At 64.3% G+C, this 17,941-nt stretch carries 13 protein-coding genes; 4 read left to right on the top strand and 9 right to left on the bottom strand.

The window, feature by feature from the left end:
- Nucleotides 1-9 precede the first annotated feature (9 nt).
- The 9 genes from N0K08_RS14780 to N0K08_RS14740 all read right to left on the bottom strand — a co-directional run bounded on the left by N0K08_RS14780 (nucleotide 10) and on the right by N0K08_RS14740 (nucleotide 10,869).
- Nucleotides 10-951, bottom strand: a complete 942-nt coding sequence (locus tag N0K08_RS14780; protein ID WP_261501156.1) for an ABC transporter permease — start codon at nucleotides 949-951, stop codon at nucleotides 10-12.
- Nucleotides 948-1,922: an ABC transporter permease gene (locus N0K08_RS14775; RefSeq protein WP_261501155.1), complete on the bottom strand. Its 975-nt coding sequence runs from the start codon at nucleotides 1,920-1,922 to the stop codon at nucleotides 948-950. The genes N0K08_RS14780 and N0K08_RS14775 overlap by 4 nt, the downstream gene beginning before the upstream one ends.
- Nucleotides 1,919-3,415: an FAD-dependent oxidoreductase gene (locus N0K08_RS14770; RefSeq protein WP_261501154.1), complete on the bottom strand. Its 1,497-nt coding sequence runs from the start codon at nucleotides 3,413-3,415 to the stop codon at nucleotides 1,919-1,921. The genes N0K08_RS14775 and N0K08_RS14770 overlap by 4 nt, the downstream gene beginning before the upstream one ends.
- The gene (locus N0K08_RS14765) at nucleotides 3,412-4,413 is read right to left on the bottom strand and encodes a LysR family transcriptional regulator (RefSeq protein WP_261501153.1); all 1,002 of its coding nucleotides are present in this window, start codon (nucleotides 4,411-4,413) and stop codon (nucleotides 3,412-3,414) included. Before N0K08_RS14765 ends, N0K08_RS14770 begins: the two co-directional genes overlap by 4 nt.
- Nucleotides 4,414-4,518: 105 nt before the next feature.
- The gene (locus N0K08_RS14760) at nucleotides 4,519-5,277 is read right to left on the bottom strand and encodes a DNA/RNA non-specific endonuclease (RefSeq protein WP_261501152.1); all 759 of its coding nucleotides are present in this window, start codon (nucleotides 5,275-5,277) and stop codon (nucleotides 4,519-4,521) included.
- Between the two features lie 205 nt (nucleotides 5,278-5,482).
- Nucleotides 5,483-6,415 (bottom strand): LysR family transcriptional regulator, encoded by a 933-nt coding sequence (locus N0K08_RS14755; RefSeq protein WP_261501151.1) that lies wholly within the window; start codon nucleotides 6,413-6,415, stop codon nucleotides 5,483-5,485.
- Between the two features lie 353 nt (nucleotides 6,416-6,768).
- Nucleotides 6,769-7,818: a tyrosine-type recombinase/integrase gene (locus N0K08_RS14750; RefSeq protein WP_261501150.1), complete on the bottom strand. Its 1,050-nt coding sequence runs from the start codon at nucleotides 7,816-7,818 to the stop codon at nucleotides 6,769-6,771.
- Nucleotides 7,819-7,853: 35 nt separating this feature from the next.
- A complete protein-coding gene (locus N0K08_RS14745) occupies nucleotides 7,854-9,920 on the bottom strand; it encodes a sensor domain-containing diguanylate cyclase (RefSeq protein ID WP_261501149.1) in 2,067 nt (688 codons plus the stop codon).
- Nucleotides 9,921-10,230: 310 nt separating this feature from the next.
- Nucleotides 10,231-10,869, bottom strand: coding sequence for a GntR family transcriptional regulator (locus N0K08_RS14740; protein WP_261501148.1), 639 nt, complete (start codon nucleotides 10,867-10,869; stop codon nucleotides 10,231-10,233).
- A 107-nt stretch (nucleotides 10,870-10,976) separates the two neighbouring features.
- On the opposite strand from N0K08_RS14740, the gene scpA reads away from it, so the two are divergent.
- From scpA to N0K08_RS14720, 4 genes are all read left to right on the top strand, one after another.
- The gene (gene scpA, locus N0K08_RS14735; RefSeq protein ID WP_261501147.1) at nucleotides 10,977-13,151 is read left to right on the top strand and encodes a methylmalonyl-CoA mutase; all 2,175 of its coding nucleotides are present in this window, start codon (nucleotides 10,977-10,979) and stop codon (nucleotides 13,149-13,151) included.
- Nucleotides 13,152-13,163: 12 nt separating this feature from the next.
- The gene (gene meaB, locus N0K08_RS14730) at nucleotides 13,164-14,180 is read left to right on the top strand and encodes a methylmalonyl Co-A mutase-associated GTPase MeaB (protein WP_261501146.1); all 1,017 of its coding nucleotides are present in this window, start codon (nucleotides 13,164-13,166) and stop codon (nucleotides 14,178-14,180) included.
- Nucleotides 14,181-14,269: 89 nt separating this feature from the next.
- Nucleotides 14,270-15,802, top strand: coding sequence for an acyl-CoA carboxylase subunit beta (locus N0K08_RS14725; protein ID WP_261501145.1), 1,533 nt, complete (start codon nucleotides 14,270-14,272; stop codon nucleotides 15,800-15,802).
- Nucleotides 15,803-15,828: 26 nt separating this feature from the next.
- On the top strand, nucleotides 15,829-17,889 hold the full coding sequence (locus N0K08_RS14720) for an acetyl-CoA carboxylase biotin carboxylase subunit (protein WP_261501144.1): 2,061 nt from the start codon (nucleotides 15,829-15,831) through the stop codon (nucleotides 17,887-17,889).
- The last annotated feature ends 52 nt before the right edge of the window (nucleotides 17,890-17,941 follow it).

Here is a 17,941-nt window from a genome sequence, read left to right as displayed (position 1 = left end):
GTGCGATTTTTATTTCTGCAGGCGCGGGTTGAGCACATCGCGCAGTTGGTCGCCGACCAGGTTGATCGCGACAATGGTCAGCAGCAGGGCGACACCGGGGAAGAAACTGATCCAGTATTCGTTGGACAGCAGGTATTGGTAGCCGTTGGAAATCAACAGGCCCAGCGAAGGCTCGGTGATGGGCACGCCCAGGCCGAGGAAGGACAGCGTGGCTTCCAGCGTGATGGCGCGCGCCACCTGCAAGGCGGCGATCACCAACAGCGGCGGCAGGCAGTTGGGCAGGATGTGGCCCAGCAGAATGCGCCACTGGGGCAGGCCCTGGCCGCGCGCGGCGTCCACATATTCGCGGCGGGTCTCGACCAGCGCCTGGCCGCGCGCCGTGCGGGCGTAGTAGGCCCACTCCACCAGCACCAGGGTCAGGATCACATTGCCGATGCCCTTGCCCATGTAGGCCAGGATCATCAAGGCCATCAGAATGGTGGGGAAGGACAGCAGCAGGTCGACCACACGCATGATCAGCGCGTCGACCTTGCCGCCGGCATAGGCAGCCGTCAGGCCGATCACGGTGCCGACCACGGCGGCGATGGCCGCCGAGCCCACGCCCACCAGCAGGCTGATGCGCAGTCCGTAGACGATGGCCGAGTACAGATCGCGGCCCTGGCCGTCCGTGCCCAGCCAGTAGGTGAAGCCATGCTCCGCGCTGGCCGTGCCTGGCGGCAGCCGCGCGTCGAGCACGTCCAGCTGCATCAGGTCGTAGGGGTTTTGCGGCGTGATGAACGGTGCGAGCAGCGCCATCAGAACGACGACCAGCAGCGCGACCAGGCCGATGACGGCCGGCTTGGAGCGCAGGAAGTCGTGGGCAATCTGGGCCCAGATCGATTGCACGCGGCCGGCATCGGCGCGGCCGGCGTCGGTGGGGGCCGCAGGAGAAACAACAGGAACTTGGCTCATTGGGCGGCCTCCAGGCGAACGCGGGGGTCCAGCAGTTTGTAGAGCAAGTCCACGATCAGGTTGAGGGTCACGAAAATCACGACAACCACCATCAGATAGGCGACGACGACGGGGCGGTCCAGCGAATTGATGCTGTCCAGAATCAGCTTGCCCGCACCCGGCCAGGCAAAGATCGACTCCGTCACCACGGCGTAGGCAATGGTCGAGCCCAGCTCCAGGCCCAGCACGGTCACCAGCGGAATCAAGGTGTTGCGCAGCACGTGCATGCACATCACGCGGGATTCAGACAGGCCTTTGGCGCGCGCGAACTTGACGAAATCCTGGGGCAGGACTTCGCGCACGCCGGCGCGCGTCAGGCGCAGCACCAGCGAGATCTTGAACAAGGCCAGATTGAAGGCCGGCAGTATCAGATGGTGCAGGCCGTCGAGCGTCAGGAACGACCACTCTATGCCGAACAGGCTGCGCGTTTCGCCGCGGCCGCTCGAAGGCATCCAGCCCAGCTGCACGCTGAACACCATGATCAGCATCAGGGCCACCCAGAACGCCGGCAGGGAGAAGCCCAGGATGGAGCCGCTCATGAGAATCTTGGACAGGGGGCTGTCCGGCTTCATGCCCGCATACAGACCCAGCGGCACACCCAGCACGATGGCCATGGCCAGCGCTCCCACGGCCAGCTCCAGCGTGGCGGGCAGGCGGTCCAGGATCAGCGTGATGGCCGGTTCGTTGTAGACAAAGCTCGTGCCCAGATCGCCTTGCAGCGCGTTCTTCAGAAAGCTGAAGTACTGCTGCAGCAGAGGCTGGTCCAGGCCCAGGTGGGCAATGGCTTCCAGGCGCTCCTGCTGGTTCAGGTCTTCACCGATCAGGATGTCAATGGGGCTGCCAATGGCATGCAGGCCCGCGAAGACGATGACCGTCATGGCCAGCACCACCAGCAGTGCCTGGCCGATACGGCGCAGCAGCCAGGCGATCATGCTGTCACCTCGTCATAGGGAGGCAGGGGCGAATCCACCCATTCGTGGCCTTCGAGTTCGGGTTCGCTGTAGCGTTCCATGGCCGCATAGTGCACGGCAATGTCTTCGGCGTACAGTGCGCCGGCCAGGCCCTGGGACAGGCGGCGTGCGCCGTCGCTGATCTGCGGGATGTCGCCCGAGACCGTGCCCAGGGACAGGGCCGCGGGGTAGCTGAAGCAGTGGATGCGCTCCAGGCCGGGGCAGCTGCCCGGCGTCTTCTCCTGGAATTCGAACAGCTGGCCCAGGTCCGGTGAGCGCTCCAGCTCGCTGTCTTCCTGGCCTGGCGGCGGCGTGAAGCGGTCCTGCCACAGGCGTACATGGGGGGCGAAAGGCGCGAATTCGGGGCGCAGTTCCCAGTCGGGGCGAAAGCCGGTGCAAAACACGATGAAGTCCGCAGCGATGGGGCCTTGGGAGGTGTCTATGCGCAGCTTGCCGTCGGCACGCAGTTGCACGTTCTCGATGCCCGCACCCAGGTGGAAGAAGGCATTGCTGTGTTGCGACACGCGCAGCGTGCTGCCTTGCGGCGGCGGCACCTGCTGGCGGTTGATGTAGTTGCGCAGCTGCCATTTCCAGGCGTCGGGCAGGCGCGGAAAGCCGTGGGCGGCGCCGGGGTTGCCCGCGCCCTTGCCCTTGTTGATCGTGGGCAGTTCCTTGCGGCGGATCAGCAGGTGCACGGCGGCGGCGCCGTTTTCCAGCGCCGTGGCGGCACTGTCCATGGCCGAGGCGCCACCGCCCACGACCACCACCTGCTTGCCCGCGAAGGCCGCGTCGTCCCAGCGGTCGGACGAATGGGCCCAGCGGTCGCGCGGCAACTGGTGTGCCACTTCGGGCACCCAGGGGCCGCCCAGGCCGTCGCGGCCCGTGGCCAGCACGATGTGGCGGGCCAGCACGCTGTAGGCGCGGTCTGCGTTGTGCGTATCGACCAGGTCCAGCTGTGCCAACTGGTCGGCACGCGGGCGCACGGCCACCACGCGCTGGCCGTTGTGCAGCACCACGCCCGTGGTCTGGCGGTACCAGCGCAGATAGTCCATCCACTGCAGGCGGGGAATCTTGTCGAGCACGGCCCAGGCCTCTTCGCCCCACTGGGCTTCAAACCAGGCACGGAAGGTCAAGGCCGCGAAGCCCAGGGCCGGGCCGGTCAGCTCCTTGGGCGAACGCAGCGTCTCCATGCGCGCCGTCGTGGCCCAGGGGCCTTCATAGCCTTCGGGGTTCTGGTCGAAAATCTGCGCGCGAATGCCCAGGTGCTGCAGCGCCGTGGTCAGCGCGAGGCCGCCCATGCCGCCACCGACCACCGCGACGTCCAGCACGGGCTGGCCTTCATGGGTGATGGCGGGCGTCCAGTTCTTGGACGGCAGGGCCAGCAATTGCAGATCGCGCTGAAAGCGCGCCTGCAGCGCGGCAAGGCCGGCGTTCGGGGCCAGCGAAGGAAAGGAGGGGGGGAGCAAACTGTTCATGGGGTAGGCGTTGCTTTGCGTCCAGGACGGGAAATCGGGCTTGCCTGAGGCAAGGAAAGTGAAGGGGCGCAGACGTCGGCCATGGCCTGGGCGTCGTGCAGACGGCACTGGTCCAGCGAGGCTGCGGTCAGGCGCAGCGCTTCGAGCAGGATCAGGGCCGATGCGGAGGGGGATTTTCCCTGGGCGCTGATGGCGCCGAAGTGGAAAGGAATCTGTACATCCAGATCGCGATAGACCAGGCCCTGCACGGGCGCGCCCAGCAGGGTCATGGGGTCCAGAATGGCCACGCCCAGTCCGGCGCGCACCAGCGCCTGGGCGTTGATCGAGGAATTGGTTTCAATGCCGGCCTGCAGCCCCGGGGCATCGGCACCGCGCAGGGCGGCATCGATGTGCTGCTTGAGCCGGTGCGGATTGTGCATGCCGATGACGCGTTCCTGGGCCAGGGCCTGGAGAGGGATCACGTCCAGGGCGGCGAGCGCATGGTCGGCACGCACGACGGCCTTGCAAGGCACTTCGGCGACCCAGTGCACGGTGATTTGCTGGTGGTCCAGCGGCAGGCTGCAGACGCCGATGTCGGCCATGCCATGGAGCACGTCGCTGACGACGTTTTCAGGGCGCATGGACAGCAGTTCGATCTTGCTCACGGCAAGGGCCGCGTGGCATTGCGCCAGCGCCGGAGTGACCACGCCCAGAGAAAGCGCTGGCGTCGCGGAGATCAGGAGCGGAGGGGCCGCCACTTCGGACGCGCGCTGCGCATGCTGCTGGATGCGGCGCACGCCGTTGACGATGCGCTCGGCTTCCTCATAGAGCACATAACCGAGCTGCGTGGGCGAGACCTTGGGGCCGTTGCGGTGCAGCAGCGCTCCGCCCAGATGGGCTTCCAGCTCTTGAATCTGCCGCGTAATGGCGGGCTGCGAGCGCTCCAGCAGCTTGGCAGCACCCGTGATGCTTCCAATCGTCATTACCGCAACAAAGGCTTCAAGCTGGCGTATGTCCATGCGCATTCATACTATGCAAAGTACGAATGATGACGCATCAGGCATGCATTTGTGAAATACTAAATTGGTATTTGCTTATGAGTATCCCGTAGTTTCAGGCACAAGCTATCGAGGCACGAACTCGATACCTGTGCGTTGCACCAGTTCCGCGTAGCTGATCGGGGCGCTGACGCGTCGCATGGGCACGTTGGCCTGCCAGTGGGCCCAGCTCTGGCCGTTGCTGGCGTCATACACCAGCTTGAAGAAATATTTCGGAACATGGACTGCGCCTGGGCCGATGACGGGCGTGGGTTCGACAAACACCGGGCCCGTGAAAACATAGACATCGGCCTGTGCGCGCAGCACGTATCTGCGCGTGTCCTTCTCGATGTCGTTCCAGGCGCCGCCATTGAGCTGCTCATCCTGGGGCGCCATATTGGCCAGGCTGAAGCTCTGGGCCATGGCATCGGGGCTGTTCATGTCGCCGGCCGGCGCCATGTGGCCCCGCGTATAGCCGGACCGCCGGTAATCGTCCAGTTCGGCACGCTCCTCGCTGGGCAGCCGGACATCCGAGAAAAAATGCTTGCTGCGTCGCTGGTTGTTCGCTTGCATGAGCATCGAGCGGTTCAGGTGCTGCACGACAAACACCGGGGTCTTGGTCTGGCCGCTGTGCAGGACGGCAAAAGCGCTGTAGCACAGCTCGCGCAGCTGGGGCGCCTCGGGCACGACGGGCGGCAAGCCGGCGGGAAAGAAGTGCTTGCATTGCGAGAACTCGGTCGACAGGCGGGCGGAAATGCGCCCATCGCCGACGGCTTGCAGACTGAAGACGGCGCTGGCGACGAGCACGCAAAGGCGCGGTGCCGTGGAGTGAAAACGTACACGCATAGGGCTCCTGCTGGGTTGACGGTGAGGGAATGGCGGCAGCTCACTTCTTGCGCGATTTGCGCCCGCTGCCGGGCCGCTTGTTGACGGTGGTCCTGGCAATGCATTGCGCGCTGGACCCGCGCTTGGGCTTTCACTGTGCCTGTGCGGCACGGCAGGGCAAGCCGGGCAAGAAAGACAGCGGCTGTAGGCGTGGGCGGCCTGGAGGCTAAGGAGCGGAGGACTCCGCCATGCGTTGCAGCCAATCCGAGAAGGCCTGCAGCATGGCCGAAGGGGGCTGGGCGGGCGTGATCAGGTAATAGCTGCGCTCACGGCGCAGCGATACGGAGCAGGCCACGACCAGATCGCCGCGAGCGAGCTCGGCTTCGACCAGCATGGGCGGAATCAGCGCCACGCCCATGCCATGGGCCGCAGCCACGGCCAGCATGGAAAACAGCTCATAGCGCGGCCCGTCCAGCGCGCGCGGGGATGCCACGCCCGCGGCCTGGAACCACTGCTGCCAGCCGTAAGGCCGTGTGCTTTGCTGCAGCAGCGGCAATTGCGCGATGGATTCGGGGGCAACGGTCTGCCAGGCGCGCCCCCGGCCCCGCTGGGCGGCCTGGGCCAGCAGCCCCGGGCTGCACATGGGCACGACCTGCTCATCCATCAGCCATTGGGCCGCGATGCCAGGCCATTGGGACACCTGTTCGGGCGTACCGGCGTACAGCGCAGCGTCGAAGCCCGTATCGGCGAAGAGAAAAGGGCGGGTCCGGGTATCGATGTGCACGGTGATGCCCGGGTGCTCCTTGGCCAGCAGGGGCAGGCGGGGCAGCAGCCAGCGTGTGGCGAACGTGGGCACGGCTGCCAGGCTCAGCGTGCCGCCTTCTCCCTGGCGGGCCATGATGTCCAGCGTGTCGCGCTCCATGCCTTGCAGCCAGCCGCGAACCTTTCGGGCATAGGAGGTGCCCGCGGGCGTCAGCTCCACGCCGTGGCGCGTGCGTCTAAACAAGGCCACGCCGACGAATTCCTCCAGCGCGATGATCTGGCGGGAGACGGCACTCTGTGTCAGCGCCAGCTCCTGGGCGGCACGCGTATAGCTTTCATGGCGGGCGCAGGCCTCAAAGCAGGTCAGGGCTTGGGTGGAGGGGATGGCGCGGCGCATGGATGAAGCGATCTGGGTAGGGGAGCGTGAGGATTAGGCCATAGAACGGCGGCGACCAAGCAGGGCGAGCAGGCGGGATTGTCCATGACGGAGACCGCGCGGAGTAGACCTTTCAAGCTTCGCCCAAGTGCCCAAAGCGGTATGCGGTGCTTGATAATGACCCATTGAATCCAGCTTACATGAATCATGCAGCATCGCTTTTCACTGAATGAAGAGAAATAACAGAGCTTCGCTCAACAGAAGAGGGGGCGGCAGGGCCCATTTTCCCTGGTCTTGCCTCGTTTGAGCGGTTGAAGCCGATCGGAAAAGCGCCTTGGCAAGGCCTGGGCCGGGACCTGCGCGTCCTTGGTTGGCTAGAACGGCCGTGCGCTCTGCGTCAACAGCGACCTGGCCTCGGTCGTCACCAGATCACGCAGGTGCAGCAAGCCATTGGTGTTCTTCAAGCCGGCCCGCTCGACCACTTCGGGCAGGGCCATGCCGGCATTGAGCCAGCGCACGATGGCGGTGTTGCGCACGATCTGCGGGCCCAGGCGTGCCGGGGTGGGCAGGCCTGCGGATTGGGCAGCTTGCGCCAAGGTCTTGGTGACCAGATGCAGCAGGGTGTGGTTCGACAGCATGGGCGATTTGCGCGAGCAGAACAGCGAGGCTTCGCCTTGCATGGAAGGGTAGTGCGAACGTGCCTTCAGCCAGTGCGCCAGGGCGCGGGCCAGGGAGTCGCTGATCGCCAGTGTGCGCTGCTGGTTTTCGCGCAGGCCGTCGATGTGCATGGCCACAATGCGCGCGTCGGCGTTGGTTTCGGCGGGATCGCTGTAGAGCACGCTGTCCAGGTGCAGCATCCGCAGCTCTTCGGGCGCCAGGCCCAGCTCGAATAACAGCATCAGCACGGCGCGGTCACGCGCGCCTATCAAGTCGTCGCCGGCTGGAATGCTGGCGATTCCCGCCTGCCACATGGCTTCCGACAGGATGGCCCCCTTGGGATCTTCGCTGGGCGGGCGCTCGGCGGCCGCCACGGCATGCACCGGGTTGGATGCCAGCCAGCCCTGGAACAAGGCATGGTCGTAGACCCGGTCCAGCACCCGCCAATAGCGCCGCCGCGTGATGTCGCTGACTTTGCGCCCCTTGGCCGTTTGCGGGATGTGGTTGATGAAGTGCAAGACCTGTACGGGCGTGGCTTCCTGCCAGGGCACTGCCGCCACGGGCTGGCCTTGGCCGTCTAAATGCGCCTGCAGGAATTTGCACCAGGCGCCCCAGATGAAGCGATAGGGCTTGGCGGCCTCGGCGGTCAGCGGCGCCCAGGGGTCGGTGCTGCGGCCGTGAAGCCAGTGTTCGAACAGCTCGCTCGCGCTGGGCATGGCGAGGGCAGGGGAGGCGACACTGGAATCGGGGTTGGCAAAAGAGGACATGGCCGGGCCATTGTCGCAGCTCTCCAGGCGCTGAACTACAGCCCGTTCGCCGGCGAGGACAGGGTGGATTCGCCGTCGTTCTGCGGGGGGCGCGCGCCCATGGAGGTGTAAGCCAGACCATGGCCGCCGTCTGATGGCCCGGGCGGCGTATAGCGGCGGTACTGGTTTTTCCCGCGCTGCTTGGCTTCGTACATCGCGCGGTCGGCCTGCGCCAACAGTTGATCGGGCGTTTGGGCATCCAGAGGGAAAATGCTCATGCCTATGCTGGCCGTGACGCAGGCGGTGCCATGGGGCAGCTGAACCGGCTGGCCGATGACTGTCAGCAGACGCTCAATCATGGCTTCGGTTTGCTGCGCAGTGTTCCAGTCGCCCAGCAGCAGAATGATTTCGTCGCCACCGACACGGGCGGCGGTGTCTTCACCGCGCAGCACGGCGCGGATCCGGTTGCCCAGTTCGCACAGCAGCAAATCGCCATCGGCGTGGCCCATCTGGTCGTTGACCTGCTTGAAGCCATCCAGATCGACATACACCACGGCCAGCATGGTCTTCTGGCGGTTCGCGCTATGGATGCCTTGGGCCAGACGGTCGTTGAGCAGGCGGCGATTGGGCAGCCCGGTCAGGCCGTCGTACAAGGCAATTTGCTCGAGCTCCCGCTCATGGGATTTCTCCAGGGTGACGTCGGTAACCACCACGATGTAGTGCTGCGGGCGTTGGTGGTCGTCGAGGACGGCGGAAATCGACATGTGGTGAATCACCTTGAGGCCGGCGGCGTCCAGGGCCTCGATTTCGCCTTGCCAATGGGTGCTTTTCGCCACCACGCGGCGCACGGCTTCGAAATCCGGGCTGAAGGCGTCCGCTGGATACAGATCTTCCAGGGAACGGCCTCGGCAATGGGCCAGTGTCAAGCCGCTCATGCGCAGATAGGCGGGGTTCAGATCCACGGTCCGCATATGGGCGTCCAGCACCAGAATGCCTTCATAGCTGTGCTCGAAAACGCTGGCCGCGATGCGCAAACGGGTCTCGGTTTTCTTGCGCTCGCTCAAATCGGTCACGAAGCCCACGAACAGCAGCGCATCCGGGGTCTCCACCTTCTTCAAGGACATCTTGAGCGGCAGGTGGCGGCCACTTTTGTGCAGGCCCAGCACTTCGCGGCCCAAGCCCATCATGCGCGCCTCGCCCGATTGGCGGTAGCGTTCAATATAGCCGTCGTGCTGCTCAGCCAAAGGAGAGGGCATGAGCATGCTGACATTGCGGCCCAGCGTTTCGGCCGCCGTCCAGCCGAAAATGGCTTCGGCCGCAGGGTTGTAGGCCTGGATGCAGCCCTTGTGATCTATGGTGATGATGCCGTCGACGGCCATGTCGACCATGGATTGCAGGCGCTGTTCATTCGACTCCACGCGTTGCCACAGGGCGCGGTAGCGCAGCAGGCCGGTGAGCAAGGCGATGGCGCCCATGACGGCGAAGGTGGCCAGCGCCACCGTCATGGCCAGGGTGCGCACGCCCGAAGTGTCCGGGCCTTCGATCATGGCGGGTGTGCCCACAAACCGCGCGGCCGCCATGGCCGTGTAATGCATGCCGGCAATGGCCGCGCCCATCAACAGGGCCGAGACCAGCTTGGTCAGCCAGTACGGCCAGCTGAGTTTCTCGTGCAGCGCAAAGCGTGTCCACAGAGCCAGGATGGACAGGGCCACCGCCACCAGCAGCGAGGCGGCAAACCAGGCGGGGTCGTAGCGCAGAAGCGGGGCCATCTGCATGGAGGCCATGCCGCTGTAGTGCATGGCGCCAATGCCCACGCCGACCCACAGGCCGCCGATGAGCAGCGACTGGCTATTGGTTTGGGCGCGGGATAGAACCTTCAGGGCAATCCAGGAGGCCAGCAAGCTGGGCGCCATGGAGATCAAGGTCAGGCCCAGGTCGTAGCGCACGGTCAGGCACAGGTCAAAGGCCAGCATGCCGACAAAATGCATGGCCCAGATGCCGCTGCCCAGAACCAGGCTGCCGCTGAGCAGGGCAATCTGGTGGGCCAGCCCCTTGGAGGCCTGGGCAACGGTCGCCAGGCGCAGGGCAACGCCAGAACTGACCACGGCAATGAGAATGGACAATACGACAAGCCAAGCATCACTGCGTCCCTCCAGCAGTTGGGCAGAGCCCGCCTGGCTGAGGAAAAAACCGTCCAGCATTTGTGCCTTCCTGGGGTCTGATCGCCCTGTTAATGCCACCCAATGGCTGTCGCCTTTGCCTCCAGGTTGGCACAGAGCAATGCCTTGTTGCGCGTTTGCGGCCAAGGCTCATAACCCATTTTTGCCAACTTGTCTGTGGGCATTCCTGCCGTCTGCATGTCGTCCAGTGGGTTTATAGCACTGATCATTTCATTGACGAAACAGGTGGTTGTCCCGTGGATGTCAATAAATGCTACTGAATCGTGGCCGTCAATCCATTGGCGAAATGCAGCTGCATGGTTTGGCGCGCTCGCTCGGCATCCCGGGCCAGCAAGGCCTGCAAGATGGCCGCATGTTCGCTTAGCGACTCTTCGATGCGCCCTTGCTTGAACAGCGACTTGTGGCGGTTGAGCTTCATCACCTTGCGCAGGTCGGCCACGACCTGGTCCGACCAGCGGTTGTTGGCCAGCGCCAGCAGCCGCATGTGAAAGCGTTCGTTGATCGCAAAGAACTGCTGGGCATCGCCCACCTGTGCCTCCAGTTCGATGTGCAAGGCGCGCAGCGTTGCGAGCTCGGCATCGCTGGCGGTGACCGCCACCACGGCCGCTGCATCGCTTTCCAGCAAGGCCAGCAGGTGATAGACATCGCGCACATCCTTGGTCGATACTTCGGTCACATAGGCGCCACGGCGCACTTTCATGGTGACCAGACCTTCGGCGGCAAGGACTTTGAGGGCTTCGCGCAAAGGCGTACGGCTGATGCCGAACTCCTGAGCGATCTTGAGTTCGTCGATCCAGGTGCCAGGCTCCAGCTCGTGCTGGAAGATCTGCTGGCGCAATTGCTCGGCAACCTGCTGGTAGAGAGCGGCGGGGGCTAGGGTAATCACTGACATGAATGGTGAATTGTAGCCGGTGAAAATTTTGAATTCATAATTATGAATCATGTACACTTTGCCGGTCATAACCTACCGTGGTCTCACCGATGGACAAGCCAACAGATATGCGCCAAGCGCCGGCAAATGCCGCTGAACCTGAATTTGCCTCCGCTGATCTGAACGCCTGGGCCAAGGCGGCAGCCAAATCCGCCCCTGGTGGCGATGTCCAGGCCCTGAACTGGATCACCCCCGACGGCATTACCGTCAAGCCCCTGTACACGGCGCAGGATACCGAGCATCTGCGCCATACGAATACGCTGCCGGGCTTCGAGCCCTATCTGCGCGGCCCCCAGGCCACGATGTACGCCGTGCGCCCCTGGACGATTCGCCAATACGCAGGTTTCTCCACCGCCGAAGAATCCAATGCCTTCTACCGCAAGGCCCTGGCCGCGGGCGGGCAGGGCGTGTCGGTGGCTTTCGATCTGGCCACGCACCGCGGCTATGACTCTGACCATCCACGCGTGACCGGCGACGTGGGCAAGGCCGGCGTGGCCATCGACTCGGTCGAGGACATGAAGATCCTGTTCGACCAGATCCCGCTGGACAAGGTGTCGGTCTCCATGACCATGAACGGCGCGGTGCTGCCGGTGCTGGCCGGCTATGTCGTCGCGGCCGAAGAGCAGGGCGTGCGTCAGGATCAGCTCTCGGGCACGATCCAGAACGACATCCTCAAAGAATTCATGGTGCGCAACACCTATATCTACCCGCCCAAACCGTCGATGCGCATCATCGGCGACATCATCGAGTACACGAGCGCGAACATGCCCAAGTTCAACTCGATCTCGATTTCCGGCTACCACATGCAGGAAGCCGGCGCCAACCAGGCGCTGGAACTCGCGTTCACTCTGGCCGACGGCAAGGAATATGTGAAGACGGCAACGGCCAAGGGCATGGACGTGGATGCGTTCGCCGGCCGCCTGTCCTTCTTCTGGGCCATCGGCATGAATTTCTACCTGGAAATCGCCAAGATGCGCGCGGCCCGCCTGCTGTGGTGCCGCATCATGAAGGAATTCGGCGCGAAAAGCCCCAAGAGCCTGATGCTGCGCACCCACTGCCAGACTTCGGGCTGGTCGCTGACCGAGCAGGACCCCTACAACAACGTGGTGCGCACCACCGTGGAAGCCATGGCCGCGGTGTTTGGCGGCACCCAGTCGCTGCACACCAACAGCTTCGACGAAGCCATTGCCCTGCCCACCGAGTTCTCCTCGCGCATTGCACGCAACACCCAGCTGATCATCCAGGAAGAAACGCATATCCCCAGCGTGATCGACCCCTGGGCCGGTTCCTACATGATGGAAAAGCTGACCCAGGACATGGCCGATGCGGCCTGGGCCATCATCGAGGAAGTCGAAGCCATGGGCGGCATGACCCAGGCCGTGGACAGCGGCTGGGCCAAGCTCAAGATCGAGGCCGCCGCCGCGGAGAAGCAGGCGCGCATCGATTCGGGCAAGGATGTGATCGTCGGCGTCAACAAGTACAAGCTGGACAAGGAAGATCCCATCGACATCCTGGAGATCGACAACGTCAAGGTGCGTGACGGCCAGATCGAACGCCTCAACAAGATCAAGAAGGAACGCGATTCCGCCAAGGTGCAGCAGGCCCTGGACGCGCTCACGGCTGCGGCCGAAAGCGGCGAAGGCAATCTGCTGGACCTGTCCATCCAGGCCGTGCGCTTGCGCGCCACGGGCGGCGAAGTCAGCGACGCGCTGGAAAAAGTCTACGGCCGCCACCGCGCCGATACGCAGAAGGTGACCGGCGTCTACGCCGCTGCCTACGACTCGGCCGAAGGCTGGGACAAGCTCAAGAGCGAAATCAACACCATGGCCGATCAGCTGGGCCGCCGCCCACGCGTGATGATCGCCAAGCTGGGCCAGGACGGGCACGACCGCGGCGCCAAGGTCGTGGCCACGGCGTTTGCCGATCTGGGCTTTGACGTGGATATGGGCCCGCTGTTCCAGACACCCGAAGAGTGCGCGCGCCAGGCGATCGAGAACGACGTGCACGCCGTGGGCGTATCGACCCTGGCCGCGGGCCACAAGACCCTGGTACCGGCCATCATTGCCGAGCTCAAGAAGCAGGGCGCCGACGACATCATCGTGTTTGTCGGTGGCGTGATTCCCGCCCAGGACTACGACTTCCTCTACGAAGCCGGCGTCAAGGGTGTCTACGGTCCAGGCACGCCCATTCCCGCCAGCGCCAAGCATGTGCTGGAGCAGATCCGTCAGGCCACCGGCATTTGAGGCGCATCGGGAATGACTCCTTCCGAGTTGCAAGAAGGCATTCTGCACGGCAACCCTGCCGTGCAGCGACGTGCCATGGCCAAGGCCATCACCTTGCTCGAATCCACACGGGCGGACCACCGCGCCCAGGCTGACACGCTGCTCACCGGTTTGCTGCCGCACACCGGCAAGGCGTTTCGGCTGGGCATCAGTGGCGTGCCCGGCGTCGGCAAATCCACCTTCATCGAGACCCTGGGCCTTTATCTGATCGCCCTGGGCCACCGGGTGGCCGTGCTGGCCATCGATCCGTCCTCCACGGTGTCGGGCGGCTCCATCCTCGGCGACAAGACGCGCATGGAGCATTTGTCGGTCCATCCCCAGGCCTATATCCGGCCCAGCCCGTCCAGCGGAACGCTGGGCGGCGTGGCCGAGAAGACGCGCGAAGCCATGCTGGTCTGCGAAGCCGCGGCCTATGACGTGGTGATCGTCGAGACCGTGGGTGTGGGCCAGAGCGAGACCGCCGTCAACGGCATGACCGACATGTTCGTGCTGCTGCAATTGCCCAATGCGGGCGATGACTTGCAGGCGATCAAGAAAGGGGTGATGGAGCTGGCCGACCTGGTGGTGATCAACAAGGCCGACATCGACAAGAACGCGGCCACACGGGCCGAAGCACAAATCACTTCCAGCCTGCGCCTGCTGGGCATGCATGGCAGCCCCGACCACGCGGCCCAGGGTGCGCTGTGGCAGCCGCGCGTGCTGCAGATCAGTGCCTTGCTGGGCCAGGGCCTGGAGCCCTTCTGGCAGGCCGTGACCCAGTTCCGGCAGATGCAGACGGCCAACGGCCGCCTGGCAGCGCGCCGCGAAAAGCAATCCCTGTCCTGGATGTGGGAGCGCATCGACTACGGCCTCAAGCAGGCATTTCGCCAGCATCCACAGGTACAGGCCATGCTGCCGCAGACGATAGAGGCGGTGGCCCAGGGCCGACTGCCCGCGTCGACGGCGGCGCGCAACCTGCTTTCCATACAGGCGCACAACGCCATTCCTTGAGCGCCGCAACAAGCGCATTCAGCAACCCATCCTAAGAACCGCAGGCGTCCCCTGGGCGCGGCGATGACTGAGAAAGTGAGACAACCATCATGCAAGACATTCTCGAGCGACTCGAAAGCAAGCGCCAGCAGGCGCGACTGGGCGGTGGACAAAAGCGCATCGACGCGCAGCACAAGAAAGGCAAGCTGACGGCGCGCGAGCGCATCGAGTTGCTGCTCGACGACGGCACGTTCGAAGAATGGGACATGTTTGTCGAGCACCGCTGCACCGACTTCGGCATGGAAGACAACAAGATCCCGGGCGACGGCGTGGTCACGGGCTACGGCATGATCAACGGCCGCCTGGTGTTTGTCTTCAGCCAGGATTTCACGGTGTTTGGCGGCGCTCTGAGCGAAACCCAGGCCGAGAAGATCTGCAAGGTGATGGATCAGGCGATGAAGGTCGGCGCTCCGGTGATCGGCCTCAACGATTCGGGCGGCGCGCGCATCCAGGAAGGCGTGGCCAGCCTGGGCGGCTATGCCGACGTGTTCCAGAAGAACGTGCTGGCCAGCGGCGTGGTGCCGCAGATCAGCATGATCATGGGCCCCTGCGCCGGCGGCGCCGTGTACTCGCCTGCCATGACCGACTTCATCTTCATGGTGAAAGACTCCTCGTACATGTTCGTGACCGGCCCCGAAGTGGTCAAGACCGTCACGCACGAGGAAGTCACGGCCGAGGAACTGGGCGGTGCCATCACCCACACCACCAAGAGCGGCGTGGCCGACATGGCGTTCGACAACGACGTCGAAGCGCTGATGATGCTGCGCCGGCTGTACAACTACCTGCCGCTGAACAACCGCGAAAAGGCCCCGATCCGCGCGACCACCGATCCGGCCGACCGCGCCGACCGTTCGCTCGACACCCTGGTGCCCGAGAACCCGAACAAGCCCTACGACATGAAGGAGCTGATCGCCAAGACGGTGGACGACGGCGACTTCTTCGAGCTGCAGCCCGACTACGCCAAGAACATCATCATCGGTTTCGCCCGCATGGCCGGCCAGACCGTGGGCATTGTCGCCAACCAGCCCCTGGTGCTGGCCGGCTGCCTGGACATCAAGAGCTCGATCAAGGCCGCGCGCTTCGTGCGCTTTTGCGATGCCTTCAGCATTCCCGTGCTGACCTTTGTCGACGTGCCCGGCTTCATGCCCGGCACCAGCCAGGAATACGGCGGCATCATCAAGCACGGCGCCAAGCTGCTCTACGCCTACGCCGAAGCCACGGTGCCCAAGATCACCATCATCACCCGCAAGGCCTATGGCGGCGCGTATGACGTGATGGCTTCCAAGCACCTGCGCGGCGACGTCAATCTGGCCTGGCCGCAGGCCGAGATTGCCGTCATGGGCGCCAAGGGCGCGGTGGAAATCATCTTCCGCGAAGACAAGAACGACCCGCAAAAGCTCGCCGCGCGCGAAGCCGAGTACAAGGCCCGTTTCGCCAACCCCTTTGTCGCCGGCGCACGCGGCTTCATCGACGACGTGATCATGCCGCACGAGACGCGCAAGCGCATCTGCCGCAGCCTGACCATGCTGCAGAACAAGCAGCTCGAGAACCCGTGGCGCAAGCACGGCAATATTCCGCTCTAAGAACAATAGCGCCAGGAAAACCCATCATGTTTACCAAGATTCTGATTGCCAACCGCGGCGAAATCGCCTGCCGCGTGATCGCCACCGCCCGCAAGATGGGCATCGCCACCGTGGCCGTGTATTCCGACGCGGACAAGGAAGCGCGCCACGTGCAGCTGGCCGACGAGGCCGTGCACATCGGTGCCGCGCCCAGCCGTGAGTCCTATCTGCTGGCCGACAAGATCATTGCCGCCTGCAAGCAGACCGGCGCCCAGGCCGTGCACCCCGGCTATGGTTTTCTGAGCGAAAACGAAGCCTTTGCCAAGCGTGTCGAAGAAGAAGGCATCATCTTCATCGGCCCCAAGCACCACGCCATCGCGGCCATGGGCGACAAGATCGCGTCCAAGAAGCTCGCCGCCGAAGCGAATGTCAACACCATTCCCGGCTACAACGACGCCATCGCCGGCGCCGAGCAGGCCGTGGAAATTGCGCGTGGCATCGGCTATCCCGTGATGATCAAGGCCAGCGCCGGCGGCGGCGGCAAGGGCTTGCGCGTGGCCTTCAACGACAAGGAAGCTTTCGAAGGCTTTACCAGCTGCCAGAACGAAGCGCGCAACAGCTTTGGCGATGACCGCGTGTTCATCGAAAAATTCGTCGAGGAACCCCGCCACATCGAAATCCAGGTGCTGGGCGACGGCCACGGCAACGTGGTCTTCCTCAACGAACGCGAGTGCTCCATCCAGCGCCGCCACCAGAAGGTGATCGAGGAAGCGCCGTCGCCCTTCATTTCCGATGAAACCCGCCAGGCCATGGGCGCCCAGGCCGTGGCGCTGGCCAAGGCCGTGCAATACCAGAGCGCGGGCACGGTGGAATTCGTCGTCGGCAAGGACCAGTCGTTCTATTTCCTGGAAATGAACACCCGCCTGCAGGTCGAGCACCCGGTGACCGAAGCCATCACCGGCCTGGACCTGGTCGAGCAGATGATCCGCGTGGCGGCCGGCGAGAAGCTGGCCTTCACGCAGGCCGAAGTCCGCCGCGACGGCTGGGCCATCGAATGCCGGATCAACGCCGAAGACCCGTTCCGCAGCTTCCTGCCTTCCACCGGTCGCCTGGTGCGCTTTCAGCCGCCCGCCCAAACCATGTGGCAGGCCGACACCGAGCACCTGTACGGCGTGCGCGTGGACACCGGCGTCTATGAAGGCGGCGAGATCCCGATGTTTTATGACTCGATGATCGCCAAGCTCATCGTCCACGGCAAGGACCGCAACGAGGCCATCGCCAAGATGCGCGAAGCGCTCAACGGTTTCGTGATCCGCGGCATCAGCTCGAACATCCCGTTCCAGGCAGCGCTGCTGGCCCACCCCAAGTTCATCGCCGGCGACTTCAACACCGGCTTCATCGCCGAGCACTACCGTGACGGCTTCCACGCCGAGGACGTGCCGCACAGCGATCCGCAGTTCCTGGTGGCCCTGGCCGCCTACATGAACCGCCGCTACCGCGAGCGCGCTTCGACCATCACCGGCCAGCTCCAGGGCCATGAAGTGCAGATGGCCGTGGATTACACCGTGGTCACGCTGGGCGCCGAAGGCCGCAACCAGCACGCCGCGGTGCGCGTCGAGGACTTCGACCTCGCGCGCCATGCGAGCAAGGTCACGGTGCACGGCGAAGGCGGCGACAAGATCTACGAGATCAGCAGCGACAGCCATCTGCGCGACGCGCGCCTCGAAGGCCTGGTCAACGGCCAGCCCTTCACGGTGCAGATCGAGCGCGGCACGGGCAAGAACCCGCTGTCCCTGCGCATCGCCCACAACGGCACGCAGATCGATGCCCTGGTGTTGTCGCCACGCGGCGCCGAGCTGCACCAGATGATGCCTTACAAGGCGCCGCCGGACCTGTCCAAGTTCCTGCTGTCGCCCATGCCCGGACTGCTGATCGACATCGCCGTGCAATCGGGCCAGAAAGTGCAGGCCGGCGAAAAGCTGGCCGTGATCGAAGCCATGAAGATGGAAAACATCCTGTTTGCGACGCAGGACGGCGTGGTTGGCAAGATCAGCGCCACCAAGGGCGACTCGCTGGCCGTGGACGACATCATCCTCGAGTTCGTCTGAAGCCCGGCAGCGCCGGTCCGACAGGGCCGGCGCTGCCGCTGCATTCGATAAT

The organism is Acidovorax bellezanensis, assembly GCF_025421555.1.
Classification (GTDB): Bacteria; Pseudomonadota; Gammaproteobacteria; order Burkholderiales; family Burkholderiaceae_C; genus Comamonas; species Comamonas bellezanensis.
This window is presented reverse-complemented; position numbering and strand designations above follow the sequence as displayed.